This is a genomic window from Mycobacterium sp. 852002-51057_SCH5723018, from assembly GCF_001667035.1.
Classification (GTDB): domain Bacteria; phylum Actinomycetota; class Actinomycetes; order Mycobacteriales; family Mycobacteriaceae; genus Mycobacterium.
Genome location: NZ_LZIR01000121.1, coordinates 1 through 16,261, shown reverse-complemented (window position 1 = coordinate 16,261; position 16,261 = coordinate 1). Strand labels below are relative to the sequence as shown.

Sequence of the window (16,261 nt, the reverse complement as noted above, 5' to 3'; positions counted from 1 at the left end):
CCCGGGGGGCGGGGGGGGGGCGGCGCGCACCCCGGGGCGGGTGCCGGCCGTGGCGGTCGAAGCGGCGGGCCGGGGCGGGTTCGATGCGCGCGCGCGCCCCGCCCCCCGCGCGCGGGCGCACCGTGGGCTCGGCCATCCCTGCAGGCTACACCGATCGGTTTACAAACTGTGGAAATGCCCGTACCGTGGGCCCAGGAAGTAAACCGATCAGTTTCCAAAAAAGGCCGTCCTAGCCGACTTGCAAAGAAGCTTGCCCCGCGCCGGCCGCGTCCGATCCGCACGCGCCGACGGTCCGGGTCCGACGTCCTTCACCAACTTTGTCCGGCGAGGCTGCAACGCTTCGCCGCCTAAACCGAGGAGCAAGCAATGTCATCAGTCCTGATCACTGGAGCCAGCCGCGGCATCGGCCGCGCCATCGCCACCGAATTCGCCCGCCGTGGGCACCGCGTCGTGGCCACAGCGCGCGATCCGCGCACGCTCGAGGAGCTCGATGTGAATCAACGGCTCGCCTTGGACGTCACCGACGACGACAGCGTCACCGCGGCCGTCGCCGCTGCCGGGGACCTCGACATCGTGATCTCCAATCCCGCGGACATCTTCTACGCCGCGGTGGAAGCCACCCCGCTGGCCAAACTGCAGCAGCTGCTCAACCTCAACACGATCGGCGCGATCCGGGTCGCCCAAGCGGCGCTGCCGAGGATGCGCGGCCGCGGCGACGGGAAGCTGCTCTTCATGTCCAGCGTCGCCGGGCGCGTTGTGCTGCCACCCGGCGCCGCCTACGCGGCGACGAAATGGGCACTGGAAGCACTGGTCGAGGCGCTCGCAATCGAGGTCGCGCCGTTCGGGATCCAGGCCGCCCTGTTGGAACCCGGCGCCGTAAGCTCCGGGGCCCTCGACGACGTGACCACATATACCCTGCCCGACGATCCGTACGTCGCAATCCTGCGAGGCGGCGGGCCGCGGCCGGGAATCATCACGCCCGAACAAGTTGCCGCCGAGGTGGCCGACGCCGCCGAGAAACCGCAACTGCCGCTTCGCATCCCGATTGGCGACGCCGCAAGGGCGCTGTTGGCGGCCCGTAAGGCGGCGGTCGACGACGTCCCTTTCGTAGCGGCGGATTACGTCGCGTAGTCGTGGCGGGCAAGCCCGTTAAAGGTCCGCGTGCGGAAACCGTGAAGATTGATCACACCTGTGTGAAAGCTTCGTTAAGAAAGTGGCCGATCCGGGTTGACGCCCGCACTGTGGAGATATGACGCCGGTCGAGCCGCCCCAGGCGCCGCGACCCCCCGTGGCCGCGCGCGCGTTGTCCGGCGCGGCATCGGTGCGCGTCACGGCGGCCTACGCCGCCGTTTTGGTTGCGGTCTGGCTCGGGTTGACGGCGCTCGGACCGCACGCCCGCCACGCCGTGGTGAGCCACATGAGCACCAATCTGCACAATCTGGCTCATGGCCGCCTGACCACGTTGATCGGCAGCGCGTTCGTCGACGACGGCGGCGACGTCTACCTCTGGCTGCCGGGACTGGTCTGCCTGCTGGCGCTTGGCGAACTGATCTGGCGCGGCAGGGGTCTGGTGATCACATTCGCGGTCGGTCACATCGGTGCCACGCTGCTGGTGGCGGTCGGGCTGGTCGCCGGGCTGAAGGCGGGATGGCTGCCGTTCTCGGTGGCCCGGGCGACCGACGTGGGCGTCAGCTACGGCGCGGTGTGCGTACTCGGTGCGCTGACGGCGTCGATACCGTCGCTCTGGCGGCCGGCGTGGGCCGGCTGGTGGCTCGGCATCGCGCTGACGGCGGCGGCGGGACTGGACTTCACCGCCGTCGGACACGTCCTGGCACTGCTGCTCGGCATCGGCCTGTCCTCGTGGCTCCCTGCGGCGTCCGGCTGGATGCCCGTCCACATCGCCTTGCTCACCGTCGGCGCCACGTTCGGTTACTTCGTGCTGTCGGGGTCGTCGGTGGTGACCACGGCCGGCGGGTTGGCGGGGATGCTGGTCGCGCTCCTGGCCGCCTGGGCACTGCGGCCGCGCGCCGAGATCTCGTCGCCCGAATCCACGGGGCAACCGGCGCGCGGGTAGTCGCCGTTCAGGCGCGGCCGCCACGATGGGCGGCAAGGCAACTTCGCATTCATCGACCCCACACACGGATTTCGCAAGAATCTCGCAGCGGAATGAGCGGTGCCGGACACCTCGACCGGCCTCGGGTGATTGCGCCCATACCGAAGGAAACGGACATGAACGCCACCCGGTAGCCGGCCGTTGTCAACGCCGCAGCTCAACGATTCCTAGGTGAGCAGCGAAAGACTCGTGCGTTGGGAGCTAACCCTACGAACGGGCGCGTCGCGCGATGGCCGGTTGGCCCTGCGGGCGATCCTGAGGACAAACGGCCACACAATTAAATACAGTGACGGAGAGGCTGGATCCTTGAAAAAGCCCTGCGGAGGGATCGCGTGAATTGAAGTGAGCGGCTACTTCTGGGTGCCCACGAAGCCTGATCTGAGGGTGTGGGGTGCGTTTGCGTGGGACCCCGGACACAAGCCCGAGGCCGTCCTTGCCGGCGGCTTGGTCGATGATCCACGGGTAAGAAGCTCGAATAGCGGCGGCGGTCGCGTCTTCATGTCGTCGCCCGCCGCGATGGTCAAGGCGTTTCATCCAATTACGCTGCAGGGCCAACTCGACACCGGCCACGCCGTCACGCTCGTCAACGCCTACAACCACGGCCGAGACGGCTACTACTTCGGATCGCCACACTACAAAGCGGACTACGCCGTGGTAGGCGACCGCCATGTGAGCGGTGTCGATCAGCTATTCAGCGGCATGCGATTTCGCTTTGGTGATCCCTATTGGCTGGGCCACCTTCGGGAAAGTAAGGCCTGTGCCGTCGATAGCCACGGTTCCGCACTGACCGTCGAAACGTCTGACGATGGCAACTGGCTGGTGTACAGGGCCGCGGCCCCGACCACACTGCGGCAACTTAAAACCAGGGTGGTGTCGGGTTGCCTGGCGCTAGCCGAATTGGCGCTTGACCAGGATTTTGCCCCTCGCGATACACAGGTCCGGATCAATGACGGCGATCCTTGGCTCAACGTCCACGGACCCGAGTCTGACACGCCTCCGAACGAGTTCGACGCCGTAACATTGTTGCCTCGGGAGGAACTCACAGTCGAGCGGTTCGCCAGGTGGATCCCGTTCAACGACACATTGGACGGGCTTGTCTCCGTGGTGGCTCGCCCCATCAAGGCGCCGCTGCAGACTCAGCTTCTCGTGCTTACGCCCCTCATCGAAGGGTTGCACCGCCGGATGCCCAAGACTTTTGAGCAGTCAAAATTCGCAGGCGCATCGCCTAGCGCGTTGCAGCTGGTCAAAGAAACCGCCGGGAGCGCTGCGAGCAGCGCGGCCACAAATCGACGAACATTGGACCCTCAGCAGGTTCACGCTGCGGTGATGAGCGCGGTCTCCCACTTCGAAGACGTTGACTACCTGCAGCGTGCCACCGATGTGGTGACGAAAGTCTGCGCTGTCTTACCGGAGATCGCCGAGTCGGTGGCTGATCTGCCAATGTGCCTAACGGACGCTCGTAACGATGTGGCTCACCAATGTCCGCTCGACCACGAGAGAGAGGCACTCGGGGTTCGGCACCTCCGTTGGTTGGTCGTCGCGCGCATCGCGCCCTGGCTGTTACGGGGCCTACTTCTGCTGGAGGCTGGTATCGACCCGAGCGTCCTGCACGATCGGCACTTGGCGTACCGCCGCTTTCTCGAGTTCCGGGCCAATGTTGCCCAGTTCGTCAACGAACTCGGCTGGGAGCTGCCCGCGTCCAGCTAGCGCAGCGGCTGAAAGGTGAAATGTGCTGCTGAGTTGACACACCGCGCTACTCAGAACTGTCTTTTCTTTTCAGATCGGTATTCCGCGATGGCTGCACCCGTTTCGGCTCGCCCGGCATCTTCGGATAGTTCGGCGGATAAGGCATGTCGCCAAGCCCGCGCACTTCGTCGGCCGCCGACATCTCCAGCAACGGCGCAATGGACTGGGCTAGGTCGTCGATGCCGGCCCACGGGTCGTCCCGGCGCTTCACCAGGTCGGGCACCGTCGCCATGGTGTAGTCGTCGGGATCCGCGCCGGCCAACTCGTCCCACGTCAGCGGCGTCGACACGGTCGCGATCGGCGTGCGCCGCACCGAATACGGCGACGCCATGGTGCGGTCGCGGGCGTTCTGGTTGAAGTCGATGAAGATCCGCTCGCCGCGTTCTTCCTTCCACCACGACGTGGTCACCGCCTCCGGCGCGCGGCGCTCGATTTCGCGGGCCAGCGCGATGCCCGCGCGGCGGACCTCGACGAAGTCCCAGTCGGTGGCGATGCGCAGGAACACGTGCACCCCACGGCCCCCGGACGTCTTGGGGTAGCCGACCAGGCCGAGCTCGTCGAGCAGCGGTCGCAGCACGTCGACGGCCACCGCCCGCGCCTGCTCGAAGCCGGTGCCGGGCTGCGGATCCAGGTCGATCCGCAGCTCGTCGGGATGATCGGTGTCCGGGCAGCGCACCTGCCACGGGTGCAGCGTGATAGTGCCCATCTGCGCCGCCCACACGATCGCCGCCGGGTGGGTGACCTTCAGCGCGTCGGCTGTGCGCCCCGATGGGAACGTCACCCGGCAGGTTTCCAGGTAGTCGGGATGGTGCTGCGGTACCCGCTTCTGGTAGATCTCCTCGCCGTCGATGCCGTCCGGGAAGCGCTGCAGATGGGTGGGCCGGTCACGCAACGCGTTCAGCATCGGACCGCCTCCCACCGCCAGGTAGTACTCGACCAGCCGTCGCTTGCTGCCGTTGGACCCCAGCGCGGGGAAGTACACCTTGTCCGGGTTGGTCAGCCGCACCGCGATGCCGTCGACGTCGATTTCTTCCGCTGGAGCAGCCACCCCATGATTCCAGCACGCCGCACGCCACAATGAACCAATGGACTTGCCCCTCATGCCGCCGGTCTCGCCGATGTTGGCCAAGCCGGTGCGGTCGATGCCGCCGGACTCGTCGTACGAGCCCAAGTGGGACGGATTCAGGTCGATTTGTTTTCGCGACGGCGACGAGGTGGAGCTGGGCAGCCGCAACGAGCGGCCGATGACCCGGTACTTCCCCGAGCTTGTCGCAGCGGTCCGGGCCGAGCTGCCGCAACGCTGCGTCATCGACGGTGAGATCGTCGTCGCCACCGACCACGGCCTGGACTTCGAGGCGCTTCAACAGCGCATCCACCCGGCCGAGTCGCGGGTTCGGATGCTGGCCGAGAAGACGCCGGCTTCCTTCATCGCGTTCGACCTCCTCGCCCTGGGCGACGACGACTACACCGGGCGGCCGTTCCGCGAGCGGCGCGCCGCTCTGGTCGACGCTGTGCCTATTTCAGCGGACCGCTCCGGCCGCTGGATCCACGTCACGCCGGCGACCACCGATATGCAGACCGCGCAACGATGGTTCGAGGAGTTCGAGGGCGCCGGCCTCGACGGCGTCATCGCCAAGCCACTGACCATCACCTATCAGCCGGACAAGCGGGTGATGTTCAAGGTCAAGCACGAGCGGACCGCCGACTGCGTGGTGGCCGGCTATCGGGTGCACAAGTCCGGCGGCGACGCGATCGGCTCGCTGCTGCTCGGGCTCTACCAAGACTCGGGTCCTTCGAAAGGCCAGCTCGCGTCGGTGGGCGTGATCGGCGCCTTTCCGATGGCCGAGCGGCGGCGGCTGTTCACCGAGCTGCAGCCGCTGGTCACCACCTTCGAGGGCCACCCCTGGAACTGGGCTGCCCACGAGGCCGGGGAGCGAACGCCGCGCAAGAACGAATTCTCCCGCTGGAACGCCGGCAAGGACCTCTCTTTCGTGCCGCTTCGGCCCGAGCGGGTGGTCGAGGTCCGCTACGACCACATGGAGGGTCCGCGGTTCCGGCACACCGCACAGTTCAGCCGGTGGCGTCCCGACCGCGATCCGCGCTCGTGTACCTACGAGCAACTCGAGCAGCCGGTCGGCTTCAGGCTCGGCGACATCGTGCCCGGGCTCGGCCCGGCGTAGTTTATGCAACTTCGCGCCGCCGACTGTGGGCCCTACGGACGGGAAGTGCCGCCTTGAATTCGTCCGTAAGCCCCACAGTCGCTACGCAGGCGGGTGTGAATTGAAGTGCACCGATCCGCATTCCTCAAGCCGCCGTTAGGCTGTCGTGATGCTGCAGATCGCCGCGCTGTTCGTGGCGGGCACCGCCGCGCTCGACGATTCCGGCGCGATCTACGCCACCCGCATACCGACGACCTGGTTCGACGTCGAGCAAATCCCCGTAATGGCCAGGATCCCCATCGTTCTCGTGGTGCACGCGCGCGCCGGTGGGGACTACGACCCCGAACTGCATGTCGTGTGCAAAGATCCCGCGGGGGTACCGCGCGGAAACATGCAAGCGAGTTGGCACTGGCCCGACGAGGAAAACAGGCCATCCAAGTACCGCTGCTTCACTCAAGAATTCGCGTTCTCGATCGACACGGAGGGCGAATACACCCTCGGTGCCTACTACGACGCGCAAGGCAGAATCGAAATAGCCACGCCGATACCGATTTACATCGCCTTGTCGGCCACCCACGCCGGTGATCGCTAGCGCGCACGTTTATCCGAAGTCGTAAGCGGGCACGCGAGCGGTATGTCAGTGACAGCGTTCAAAGACCTGCCGTTGGCCGACCGTGACCGCAAGTGGGACGGCGACGCCGCCGAAAAGCGCGTCCGCAAGTGGGCCGGCGCACAGGACGGGCCGAACCAGAAATACCGCGACGCCCACATCTGGTACGACAGCGACAAGAAGGACAACTTCACGGCCTACAAGTTGCTGTTCGCCGACGTGATCGGCGGCGAGCTCAAGGCGGTGCCGCGGGGCATCATGATCGCCGGCGCCATCATGGACGGCGCGCGTGGCGGCATCGACCTGCCCAAGGCCGACGTCGACCGCGTCAAAAGCCACCTGGCGAAGTACTACAAGAAGATGGGCGAAAGCGCGCCCTGGGAGCGCGACTGATTAGGACCTATTTGTCAGCGACCATCAGCTCCGACAAACCGCGCAGCGTGACGTTCGCCTTGTATTCGGGATCCCCGTCCAGCCGGGCGTTCGGGAAGCGCGCCGTCAACGCCGCCAGGGCCACGCCGGCTTCCAGCCTGGCCAGCGGCGCGCCCAGGCAGTAATGGGCCCCGCGGCCAAAGCCCAAGTGCCGCACGGTCCCCCGATCGGGGTCGAAGGTGTCGGGCCGGTCGAACTCGGCGGGGTCGCGGTGGGCCGCGGCCAACAGCAGCATGATGAAGTCGCCCGCGGGCACGTCGACGCCGCCAATCGTCATGTCCGCGCCCGCAATTCGACTGGCGAGTTGTACGGGCGGGTCGTACCGCAGAGTTTCCTCGACGACCGTCGGCGCGCGATCGGCGTTGGCGCCCAACGCCTCCCACTGCGTCGGGTCGCGCAGCATCGCCAAGATGGCATTCCCGATCAGGTTCACCGTGGTCTCGTGCCCGGCGATCAGGAGCAGGTTGCAGGTGGATACGATCTCCTCCTCGCTCAGCTGATCGCCGGACTCCTCGACCGCGATCAGGCCCGACAACAGGTCGTCGCCCAGCCTTGACCGGCGCCGCTCGATCAGGGCGTGGAAGTATTCGCGCAGCCACGTCATCGCCTGCATCCGCTCATTGATGACCTCCGGCGGGATGCCGGTGACCGTCGAGAACGGGTCCAGCGCCTGAGCCAGCACCGCCGACGCGTGGCTGAACTGCGATTCGTCATCGAGGGGCACGCCGAGCAGCCGGCAGATCACCGCCACGGGCAGCGGGTAGGCGAAGTCTGTGACCGCATCGAACCGGCCCTTCTCGGCGATCCGATCGAGCAATCCGTCAACAAGCGCGCGGATTTCGGGTTGCAGCGCGTTGACCACCCTCGGCGCGAACGCCTTGCTGACCAGCTTGCGCAACCGGGTGTGATCGGGTGGATCGAGGAACAAAAACCCCGGCGGGAACTGCCGGGGCTGCAGCACGCCCGCTTCGAGCTGCCGTTTGGCGGCCGCCGAGTTCATGTTGTTGCTGCTTGACGACGGGTGCCGCAAAACCTCGTCGCAGTCGCGGAAACCGGGGAAGACGGTCAGGGTGGAGTCGGGGACCTGGAACGGTCCGCGATCACGGAACTGGGCGAAGAGCCGGTATGGGTCGGCACGGTTGGTGGGAGCGAGCAGCTGCAGCAGCAGGCCTTGTGATTCGGCTTGGGTGGGGGCGGTCGTCATGCCCACATTCTGCCCGCGCCGCCCGACCGGCTCAGCGCCGCAGAAACTCCACGATGTGATTGGCCAGCTCTTCGCCGGCGTCCTCCTGCAGGAAGTGCCCGGCGCCGCGGATGGTCGGGTGATTGATCCCCTGGGCGCCGCGCATCTCACGCTGGAAAATCTCGGCCATCGGCCCGGTGATGGGGTCGCTGTCGCTGAAGGCGACGAGCATCGGCGTCGGGCTCGCGGTCAACTTGGCCCACGCCGCCTTGTTGGCCGCAGCCGCGGGATCATCGGGTGAGGTCGGCACCAGACCGGGCATGGCGCGCGGGGCAGCGCAGTACTCGTCGGCCGGGAACGGCGCGTCGTAGCCCGCGCGCACCTCGTCGCTCATCCGCTGCCGACAGCCACCCTGCACAAACCAGCCGATGTTCAGCTCCGGCGCGGTGGTGATGGCCTCACGGAAGCGCCACCATATGTCGGCCATCGGCTGCTCTCCGTTGGGCAGCCCGGTATTGGCGACCACCAGCCGAGCAAATCGCTCGGGATACTCTGCGGCTAAACGCAATCCGATGAGCCCGCCCCAGTCCTGGCCGACCAGGGTCACCCCGCGAAGGTCCAGGACGTCGAAGGCCGCGGTCCGCATCCATTCGACGTGGCGCGCGTAGCTGTGGTCTTCGCGGCGGGTGGGCTTGCCCGAACGACCGAACCCGACCAAGTCCGGGCAGACGACTCGGTGCCCGGCCGCGACCAGGATCGGAATCATCTTGCGGTACAGGTACGACCACGATGGCTCGCCATGCAGCATCAGGACGGGGTCGGCACCGTCCGGCCCATCCTCCACCCAGGCGACTCGCAGCGTACCGCCGTCACCATCCGGCACATCGCAATACCTTGGGGCATAAGGGAAGTCGGGCAGGCCGTCGAATCGCTCGTCGGGTGTGCGCAGCGTTTGCATTTCAGGTCCCTTCGTGTAGTCCCGCCACCGCCGGAAGCGTCATCAACCGATCGAGAAATGCACGCTGCCCCTTGAGCAGCTTGGTGCGGGCCTGCGTCACCGGAAACCAGCCGACCCGGTCGATCTCGGGGAACTCCCGCATCCGGCCCGACCCCCTCGGCCACTCCAATTCGAAGGTGTTGCTGCGCGTGTCGGTGACGTCCAGGTCGCCCTCGACGGCGAAGGCGGTGACGACCTTACCGCTGGGTTGTTTCAGCGCGCCGAGGTCGGCGCGCGGCCCGGCCGGCGGCGGTAGCCCGAGTTCCTCGTGAAACTCCCGCTGCGCCACCGTCCAGGGGTCCTCGCCGTCGGTGTACTCCCCTTTGGGCAGGGACCAGGCACCGTCGTCCTTGCGGGCCCAAAACGGGCCACCGGGATGCGCGATCAAGACTTCGACGATGCCGCCCGGCGTCCGGTACAGCAGCAAACCCGCACTGAGCTTGGGCATCCGCTTCAGACTCCGACGGCGGCTTCCAGATCCTTCAGCGACGATTCCAGGTGTGCGAGCAGGCGCTGCAGGTGCGGAACGCTGCGGCGGCATCCGACCAGGCCGAAATCGATGTTGCCGGCGTTGCTGACCAGGGTGATGTTCAGCGCCTGCCCATCCATCGCGATCGAGAGCGGATAGTTGCCGTCGAGTCGTGCTCCCCCGCAATACATTTGCTCGTGGGGGCCGGGCACGTTGGAGATGACGAGATTGAACGGCGGCGATGTTGACGTCACCCAGCCTGGGACCGCCGCCAGGGCAAGCGAACCCAGATTCATCGCCGAAAGCGCCAACGCCTGCACACGCGGCAACTGGGTGAACACCGTCTTGTTTTTCCGCATCGACTCGCTGACCGTCTGCAATCGCACCGCGGGGTCGTCGCTGTCGGTGGCAAGGTTGCACAGAAGGGCCCCGACGAGGTTCCCACCGGCGTCGGCCTCGTCCTCCTTGCGGAGGCTGACCGGAACCATCGCGACCAGCGGCGTGTCCGGCAGCGCGCTCTGCTCGAGAAGGTAATAGCGCAGCGCCCCCGAGCACATCGCCAAGACGACGTCGTTGAGGGTGACCCCCGCGGCCCGCTTGACGTTCTTGATGCGCTCGACCGGCCACGACTGAGCGGCGCACCGGCGGGCGCCGCCGATCTTGACGTTCAACATGGTGCGCGGGGCCCCGAACGGCAACGTCAGCTGCTGCTCGATCAGCGCCGCGCGAGCCAGCTGCACCGTCGACGGGCCCAGTGCGGCAACGGATCCCGCTATCTTGAGCAGCGAACCCAGGCGGGACGTGGGACTGGGCTTGCGCTTACGCCTCGACTGGCTCCACATCGCGCGGATCTCGTCGTCGTCCGGGTCGTTCGACAATGCGCGCTGCATCAACTTCATTGCCGAAACACCGTCGATCAGCGCGTGATGCATCTTGCTGTAGATCGCGAACCGACCGTCGTTCAACCCCTCAACCACGTACAGTTCCCACAGCGGGCGGTGGCGATCGAGCAGGCTGGTGTGCAGCCTGGAGGTCAGCTCGAGCAGTTCGCGAACTCGGCCCGGCGACGCCAGCGCCGAGCGCCGAACGTGGTAGTCGACGTCGACGTCGTCGTCATAGGCCCAGGCCATCGGGGCTATTCCCCCCATCATCATGGCGGGGTGCTTACGGAATGTCGGCTGGAATTCGTTGTTCGCAATCAGCGCGTCGGTGAATTCCCGTACGAACTCGGGACCCGCCCCCTGGGGCGGCTCGTACAACTGCAAGCCGCCTACGTGCATCGGGTGCTCACGCGATTCGCCCAGCAAAAAGACCGCGTCGGTGGGGGCCATCAATTCCATCCATCAATTAGACCCCCGCCAGCAAGGAACCCGCTAGCGCCCGATCATGCGGAAGCGAGCGACCACGCCGATGTCGCGATCAGCTCGCCGCGGTCGAGTCCCGCCGCGCGGTGCTCGTGCACCTGCGCGTATTCGGGCGTGGTGACCATGTCGATGAACGCCTGGGGAGTGGGGTATTCGACAACGAGAATCGCGTCCCACCAGGGCCGTTCGCCTTCACCGATAACGTATGCCGGCGCCGTGCCCGCGTAGCGGACGGTGGCACCGACGCGTACCAGGTGCGGTGCGACCTCCAGCGCGTACCGCTGATAGGACCCCAGACCGCCCGCCGCCGTGAACTTCAACAGGTTGACCATCACCACCGGCGCGTCGGCCGGCCGCGCGGCTAGCGCCGCGAACTGTTCGGGGGTTGGCTCCAGCGCGCTGCTCATCTCAGCCGACTGGGGTCACTCCCGAGTTCGAGAGGGTGAAGCCTCGTCCCGAAGTCACCTTGCAGGTGACCCCGCTGGCCTCAGACCGGCAGTTGAAGGGACCGACCCCGGCGGTCTGCCCGTAGTCGAGGGTCGCAGTGCCCTGGCCGGGATTGCCAAGACACGAGTCTCCCGTACAGGTCTTGAACGACCCGCTGGTGGAGAGCCGCACGGACTGGGGCGGATTGTTGGTCTGACAGTAGGTTTCGTCGGGTATGCCGCTGCCGCGCCCATAGTCCATTTCGCAGCTGATGTTGCGGGACGGAGACAAGAAGGAACACCACGTCGCGGTGCAGACCGGGTTGTCTGCCGCGGCGCGGGGTGCCGCGACACAGCAGCTGACGACCGCCATTGTCATCGCCGTGATCAGTGTCCGATGTATAGCCACTCCTGAACCGTATTCTCCTTTCGGGCCTTATGCGCCCGAATTCGATCGAGATGTGCGGGTTTCGATGTCGCGCTCGTGTGGCTCTCCCTTGCTGCCGTTATGAGCAGGCTAAATCAGACGCGCGAGGAAAGTGCGGCTACGCCGTCGCCGCTCAGGTGCCGCAGGGCCCAGCGCCGGCCAGCGAGGACGGACGCGAGGTGAGCGGCCCGTCCAGTAACCGTGGGGCCATCGGCGCGATGAGACCAGTGAGCGTCCGTGGCAAGCAGATTGAGGCCGCGAGCTCGGGCGGCTGCCGGGACGAAAGGGTTGGGTAGCCGGACCTGGGTATTGAGAACGGCGATGACCGTCGCTACGGGAACCGCCGACTCCTTGTCCAACGCATACGTGATGTCGAGTTCGTGGATGACGTGGTCGCCGAGCAACAGCCGCTTCGGGAACACGCGGCCGATTCGTTGAGGTCGGTGCGCCAGCGCGACGAAGTCGTCGACCAATTGTTCTGGATCGCGCTGCGCCGCCTGGGCGCGGGCCAGTTCGGCGTTCGCAGCGTTGAATGAGCCGCGCTGCCGCACCAGGCCCGTGGCAACCGCCGATAACCCGACCTGATAGCCGACGACGAGATGCGCGAGCACTTCATGATTCGTCCACTCGGCGCAAAGGCTCGGCTCGGACCACTGCGCGGCGCTGAGGCCCCTAACCACCTCGGCAAGCCGTGTGTCGTTGTCCCGCAACGTGTCAGCCGGCCCGGACACCCAAATGCTCCTGCAGGAAGGCTCTCTGATCGGCGAGCAGCGCAGCCAGTAGCGGCGGATGGTAGATCTGGAAGTGATCGCCGTCGTAGTGTCGGAGAACCCCGTGTGGCGCCGCAAGGGCGATGTCTTCGGCGTGCCGCGGGTCCATCAACGTCTCTCGCCGCGACAAACAAACGAGAAGCGGCGCTTTGATTTTCGCGGCGCCGCGCTTGGCGCTGTTCAACGCGATACCGACCACGTCCATCGCCGCCATGCGGTTGTCGAACGTACAACCGGGTGGAACGGTGGAATACCAGCCGTCCAGCGCGCCCGGAACGGTCACCGCGGCAAGGCTGCCGGGCCTGCCGACGATGGGGACATAGGTACGGCCGGCTCTGCGCATCCGACGAACCGCATCGCCCACGATCGCCGGCGTCAGCCGCACAACGGGTCGCAGGCCGCCCCGACCCAGAGTTCCCGGTCCATGCACTATTGGGCATTGCACCACCACCGCCGCGACGTCGATTCCGCGTGCCGCCGCTTGCAACACGTGCAGCGCGCCCAGGCTGGTGCCCCACAGGCCGACGCGGGCGGCATCGATACTGCCGTGCTGTCGCAAGTACTCACACGCCGCCTCGACGTCCTGCCGATGCCCACGCATGCTGAACTGCTGGCGAGGCTCACCGTCGGATTCGCCCGTGTACCGATAGTCGAACGCCAGCGTGGCGACGCCGCCGGCGGCGAGGTGCCGCTCGTATTGGGCCAGCAACATGTCATGGGTAGCGCCCAGGCCATGAGCCAGCACGACGCCCGGATGGGGACCGGGGCCGCCGGGAAGGGTTAGCCAACCGGCGCAGCGAGTACCGCGCGAGACGAAGGACACCCGTGCGGTGTCGCAGAGAGCGCTCATGTGCGATCCTTCCAAGGGAGACGTACAACGTACGTTTGTACGTTACGTACGCTGTACGTGTCAATGGTGCGTCAAGGACAAGGAGGCCGGCGCCTGAATGCGGGCACGATTTACTCTCGACGAGGTACGGGCGCAGGCGATCCAGATCGTCGACAATGACGGACTCGCCAGCCTGAGTATGCGGTCACTGGCCGCCGCGTTGGGCACCGGACCGATGACTCTCTACAACTACGTCAAAGACCGTGAAGAGCTGGAGGGCCTTGTCGCCGAAGCGGTGCTCGCCGATGTCCGCCTGCCGCGCCGGTCCGACGACTGGCGCGCTGAGGTCAAATCGATTGCGACGGGAATCTGGCGCGCCGTGCGCCAACATCCCAACGCCGCGCCGCTGGTGCTGACGCGGCGGACTGTATCCGCAGCGGGCTACCTTCCCGCCGAACGCCTCATCGAAGCACTCAGCCGCGCAGAACTGAGCGACCTCGATCTGTTAGCAGCGTTTCGTGGAGTGCTCAGCCTCGTAATGGGCGCTACCCAAGTCGAATTGACCGGCCCCTTGGCCACTGCCGACCGCGAACAATCCAATGCGGTGGTCGCCAAACGAATCGGCGACCTCGCCGGCGCCGAGCATCCACACATGTCCGCGCTGGCCGAAACGAGCCAGCGTTCGACCATGGCCGCCGACTTCGACCGGGCTCTCGACATACTGCTCACCGGCATCCAGTCCCGCGCAAACGACTCCGGCACGCCCAAACGCCGACGATCCCGGTGACAGTTCCAGGTGTGCATGCCGATTGTGCATCTTGCGACGCGACACGCCGGCAACGCGTCGGGAGATTCACGGTGGGCTAACGGGATGGGTTACAGCAAGTCCGTGATGGTCTTCAGGCCCGCGTCGTACAGCACGCCCGGCAGCATCCCGCCGTCGCACTCGATGGTGGTGCCGTTGACGAAGTCGGCGTCTCCGCTCGCCAGGAATACGCAGACCCGGCCCACCTCGGCGGGCTCGCCGGCGCGGCGCAACGGCACGGCGGCAAAGTACTTTTCGCCGGTCGGGTCGTCCTTGGGCAGCACGAACGACCGGAAGTTCTCCGTCATCGTCGGCCCCAGCGCGACGCAGTTGACCCGGACCTTCGGCCCCCACTCCTCGGCCAGTGAGCGGGTGAGGTGGTTGAGCCCGCTTTTGGCCGCCCCGTAGGACACCAAGGTCGGTGCTCCCGCCGGGTGCCCCGCGCCGCTGGAGATGTTGACGATGCAGCCGACACCGTCCTGGGCACGCATTTGCCGGTACACCCGGATGGCGAACCACAGCGGACTGATGAGGTTCATCTGCACCGCGTAGGCGTGAAACAGCGCGGTGCGCTCGTACTCGTCGTCGCTTGCGGGCGCGCCCTGAATGCGTTGCACGAGTTCGGGAATCGCCTCCACGTGTGGCGCGGGAACCGTGCCGCCGGCGTTGTTCACCAGGATATCGATCCGGCCGTGGGTGTCCACCACCTCGGCGACGAAGGAGTCGATGGAGCGGTAGTCCCCTTGATCGCACACCTTTTGTGAGGCGCGGGCCGCCCAATCCGCTTCAATGCCAGGCATCGCGTCCAGCGGCGAGCGCGAGCAACCGACAACCGTGGCGCCGGCGCGCAACAGTTCGTGGGCGATGCCGACGCCCACGCCGCGACTGGTGCCGGTGACGATCGCAACCTTGCCGTCGAGGACGCCCATCGTTCGACCTTCCCGCGTGTCGTTGACAGTGACTGCCAGTAAGTCATACTCTGCCGACTCAGGCGTGTCCATCCTGGAGGTCACCGATGAGTAATCCGACGAAGCTGCGTGTCATCCAATGGGCGACTGGAGGCGTCGGCAAGGCCGCAATCGAATGCGTCCTCAATCACCCGCAACTCGAGCTGGTCGGATGCTGGGTGCACAGCGCAGGCAAGGACGGTGTCGACGTCGGTCAGATCATCGGGACTTCCCCGTTGGGCGTGACCGCCACGAACAACGTCGACGAGCTGCTGGCGCTGGACGCCGACTGTGTCATGTACAGCCCGCTGATCCCCTCCGACGACGAGGTGGTGGCGATCTTGCGGTCCGGCAAGAACGTGGTGACGCCGGTCGGGTGGGTCTACCCGGACCTGAGCATCCCGCGCCACAAGGCCGTCGCCGACGCCGCGCTCGAGGGCGGGGTGACCCTGCACGGGTCGGGGATCCACCCCGGGGGCATAACGGAACGATTCCCGCTGATGATCTCGTCGCTGTCGTCGGCGGTGACCCACGTGCGCGCCGAGGAGTTCTCCGATATCCGTACCTACAACGCACCGGATGTGGTGCGACACATCATGGGCTTCGGCGGAACCCCGGAGGAAGCCATGCAGGGACCGATGGCCAGCCTGCTCGAATCGGGCTTCAAGATGTCGGTGCGAATGATCGCCGATCACATGGGATTTCGCATCGATCCCGACATCAGGACCCTTCAGGAGATCGCCGTCGCGACCGCCGACATCGACTACGACCCGTTTCCGATCACCACCGGCACCGTGGCCGCGCGGAGGTTCCGGTGGCAAGCGCTCGTCGACGGCGAGCCCGTCATCACCGCGGCGGTCAACTGGCTGATGGGTGAGGAAAATCTGGATCCGCAGTGGAACTTCGGCGCGCCCGGCGAACAACGGCAGGTCGAGGTAGGTCTTGATGCCCGGCTCGGCGGCGCACACGTCGGGGATGGCGTTGA

Annotated in this window: 18 protein-coding genes; 8 read left to right on the top strand and 10 right to left on the bottom strand. The window is 66.4% G+C overall.

Annotation, left to right across the window (positions count from 1 at the left end):
- Positions 1 to 366: 366 nt before the first annotated feature.
- The 3 genes from A5764_RS24465 (at position 367) to A5764_RS24455 (ending at position 3,820) form a co-directional block, all read left to right on the top strand.
- Positions 367 to 1,131, top strand: coding sequence for an SDR family NAD(P)-dependent oxidoreductase (locus tag A5764_RS24465; protein ID WP_067118543.1), 765 nt, complete (start codon positions 367 to 369; stop codon positions 1,129 to 1,131).
- A gap of 118 nt (positions 1,132 to 1,249) precedes the next feature.
- Positions 1,250 to 2,074 (top strand): rhomboid-like protein, encoded by an 825-nt coding sequence (locus tag A5764_RS24460; RefSeq protein ID WP_067118540.1) that lies wholly within the window; start codon positions 1,250 to 1,252, stop codon positions 2,072 to 2,074.
- 381 nt (positions 2,075 to 2,455) lie between these two features.
- Positions 2,456 to 3,820: a hypothetical protein gene (locus tag A5764_RS24455; protein WP_067118537.1), complete on the top strand. Its 1,365-nt coding sequence runs from the start codon at positions 2,456 to 2,458 to the stop codon at positions 3,818 to 3,820.
- 46 nt (positions 3,821 to 3,866) lie between these two features.
- On the opposite strand, the gene ligD is transcribed toward A5764_RS24455, so the two are convergent.
- Positions 3,867 to 4,907, bottom strand: a complete 1,041-nt coding sequence (ligD, locus tag A5764_RS24450) for a non-homologous end-joining DNA ligase (protein WP_156664852.1) — start codon at positions 4,905 to 4,907, stop codon at positions 3,867 to 3,869.
- Between the two features lie 37 nt (positions 4,908 to 4,944).
- Between ligD and A5764_RS24445 the strand changes: the two genes are divergently transcribed.
- From A5764_RS24445 to A5764_RS24435, 3 genes are all read left to right on the top strand, one after another.
- Positions 4,945 to 6,039, top strand: coding sequence for an ATP-dependent DNA ligase (locus A5764_RS24445; RefSeq protein ID WP_067118534.1), 1,095 nt, complete (start codon positions 4,945 to 4,947; stop codon positions 6,037 to 6,039).
- Between the two features lie 148 nt (positions 6,040 to 6,187).
- Positions 6,188 to 6,610: a hypothetical protein gene (locus tag A5764_RS24440; RefSeq protein WP_067118531.1), complete on the top strand. Its 423-nt coding sequence runs from the start codon at positions 6,188 to 6,190 to the stop codon at positions 6,608 to 6,610.
- Between the two features lie 42 nt (positions 6,611 to 6,652).
- Entirely contained in the window at positions 6,653 to 7,021 is a 369-nt protein-coding gene (locus tag A5764_RS24435) for a hypothetical protein (protein ID WP_067118528.1), read from the top strand.
- Positions 7,022 to 7,028: 7 nt separating this feature from the next.
- Here the strand turns inward: A5764_RS24435 and A5764_RS24430 are convergent, their stop codons facing one another.
- The 8 genes from A5764_RS24430 to A5764_RS24395 form a co-directional block, all read right to left on the bottom strand.
- Positions 7,029 to 8,264: a cytochrome P450 gene (locus A5764_RS24430; protein ID WP_067118526.1), complete on the bottom strand. Its 1,236-nt coding sequence runs from the start codon at positions 8,262 to 8,264 to the stop codon at positions 7,029 to 7,031.
- 31 nt (positions 8,265 to 8,295) lie between these two features.
- The gene (locus tag A5764_RS24425; RefSeq protein ID WP_067118522.1) at positions 8,296 to 9,201 is read right to left on the bottom strand and encodes a haloalkane dehalogenase; all 906 of its coding nucleotides are present in this window, start codon (positions 9,199 to 9,201) and stop codon (positions 8,296 to 8,298) included.
- A 1-nt stretch (position 9,202) separates the two neighbouring features.
- Positions 9,203 to 9,688 carry an NUDIX domain-containing protein gene (locus A5764_RS24420; protein ID WP_067118519.1) on the bottom strand — a complete coding sequence of 162 codons (486 nt, stop codon included), beginning with the start codon at positions 9,686 to 9,688 and terminating at the stop codon, positions 9,203 to 9,205.
- Positions 9,689 to 9,693: 5 nt separating this feature from the next.
- The gene (locus tag A5764_RS24415; RefSeq protein ID WP_067118517.1) at positions 9,694 to 11,049 is read right to left on the bottom strand and encodes a wax ester/triacylglycerol synthase family O-acyltransferase; all 1,356 of its coding nucleotides are present in this window, start codon (positions 11,047 to 11,049) and stop codon (positions 9,694 to 9,696) included.
- A 44-nt stretch (positions 11,050 to 11,093) separates the two neighbouring features.
- Positions 11,094 to 11,480 carry a DUF1330 domain-containing protein gene (locus A5764_RS24410; RefSeq protein ID WP_067118514.1) on the bottom strand — a complete coding sequence of 129 codons (387 nt, stop codon included), beginning with the start codon at positions 11,478 to 11,480 and terminating at the stop codon, positions 11,094 to 11,096.
- 1 nt (position 11,481) lies between these two features.
- Positions 11,482 to 11,907 carry a hypothetical protein gene (locus A5764_RS24405; protein ID WP_231989805.1) on the bottom strand — a complete coding sequence of 142 codons (426 nt, stop codon included), beginning with the start codon at positions 11,905 to 11,907 and terminating at the stop codon, positions 11,482 to 11,484.
- A 113-nt stretch (positions 11,908 to 12,020) separates the two neighbouring features.
- On the bottom strand, positions 12,021 to 12,635 hold the full coding sequence (locus tag A5764_RS24400) for a maleylpyruvate isomerase family mycothiol-dependent enzyme (protein WP_231989804.1): 615 nt from the start codon (positions 12,633 to 12,635) through the stop codon (positions 12,021 to 12,023).
- A 4-nt stretch (positions 12,636 to 12,639) separates the two neighbouring features.
- Positions 12,640 to 13,545 carry an alpha/beta hydrolase gene (locus A5764_RS24395; protein ID WP_067118507.1) on the bottom strand — a complete coding sequence of 302 codons (906 nt, stop codon included), beginning with the start codon at positions 13,543 to 13,545 and terminating at the stop codon, positions 12,640 to 12,642.
- A 97-nt stretch (positions 13,546 to 13,642) separates the two neighbouring features.
- On the opposite strand from A5764_RS24395, the gene A5764_RS24390 reads away from it, so the two are divergent.
- On the top strand, positions 13,643 to 14,311 hold the full coding sequence (locus A5764_RS24390) for a TetR/AcrR family transcriptional regulator (protein WP_067118504.1): 669 nt from the start codon (positions 13,643 to 13,645) through the stop codon (positions 14,309 to 14,311).
- 89 nt (positions 14,312 to 14,400) lie between these two features.
- On the opposite strand, the gene A5764_RS24385 is transcribed toward A5764_RS24390, so the two are convergent.
- On the bottom strand, positions 14,401 to 15,258 hold the full coding sequence (locus A5764_RS24385; protein WP_067118502.1) for an SDR family NAD(P)-dependent oxidoreductase: 858 nt from the start codon (positions 15,256 to 15,258) through the stop codon (positions 14,401 to 14,403).
- Positions 15,259 to 15,344: 86 nt separating this feature from the next.
- On the opposite strand from A5764_RS24385, the gene A5764_RS28580 reads away from it, so the two are divergent.
- Positions 15,345 to 16,261: dihydrodipicolinate reductase (locus A5764_RS28580; RefSeq protein ID WP_067118499.1), on the top strand; the 917-nt coding region annotated here is incomplete at its 3' end.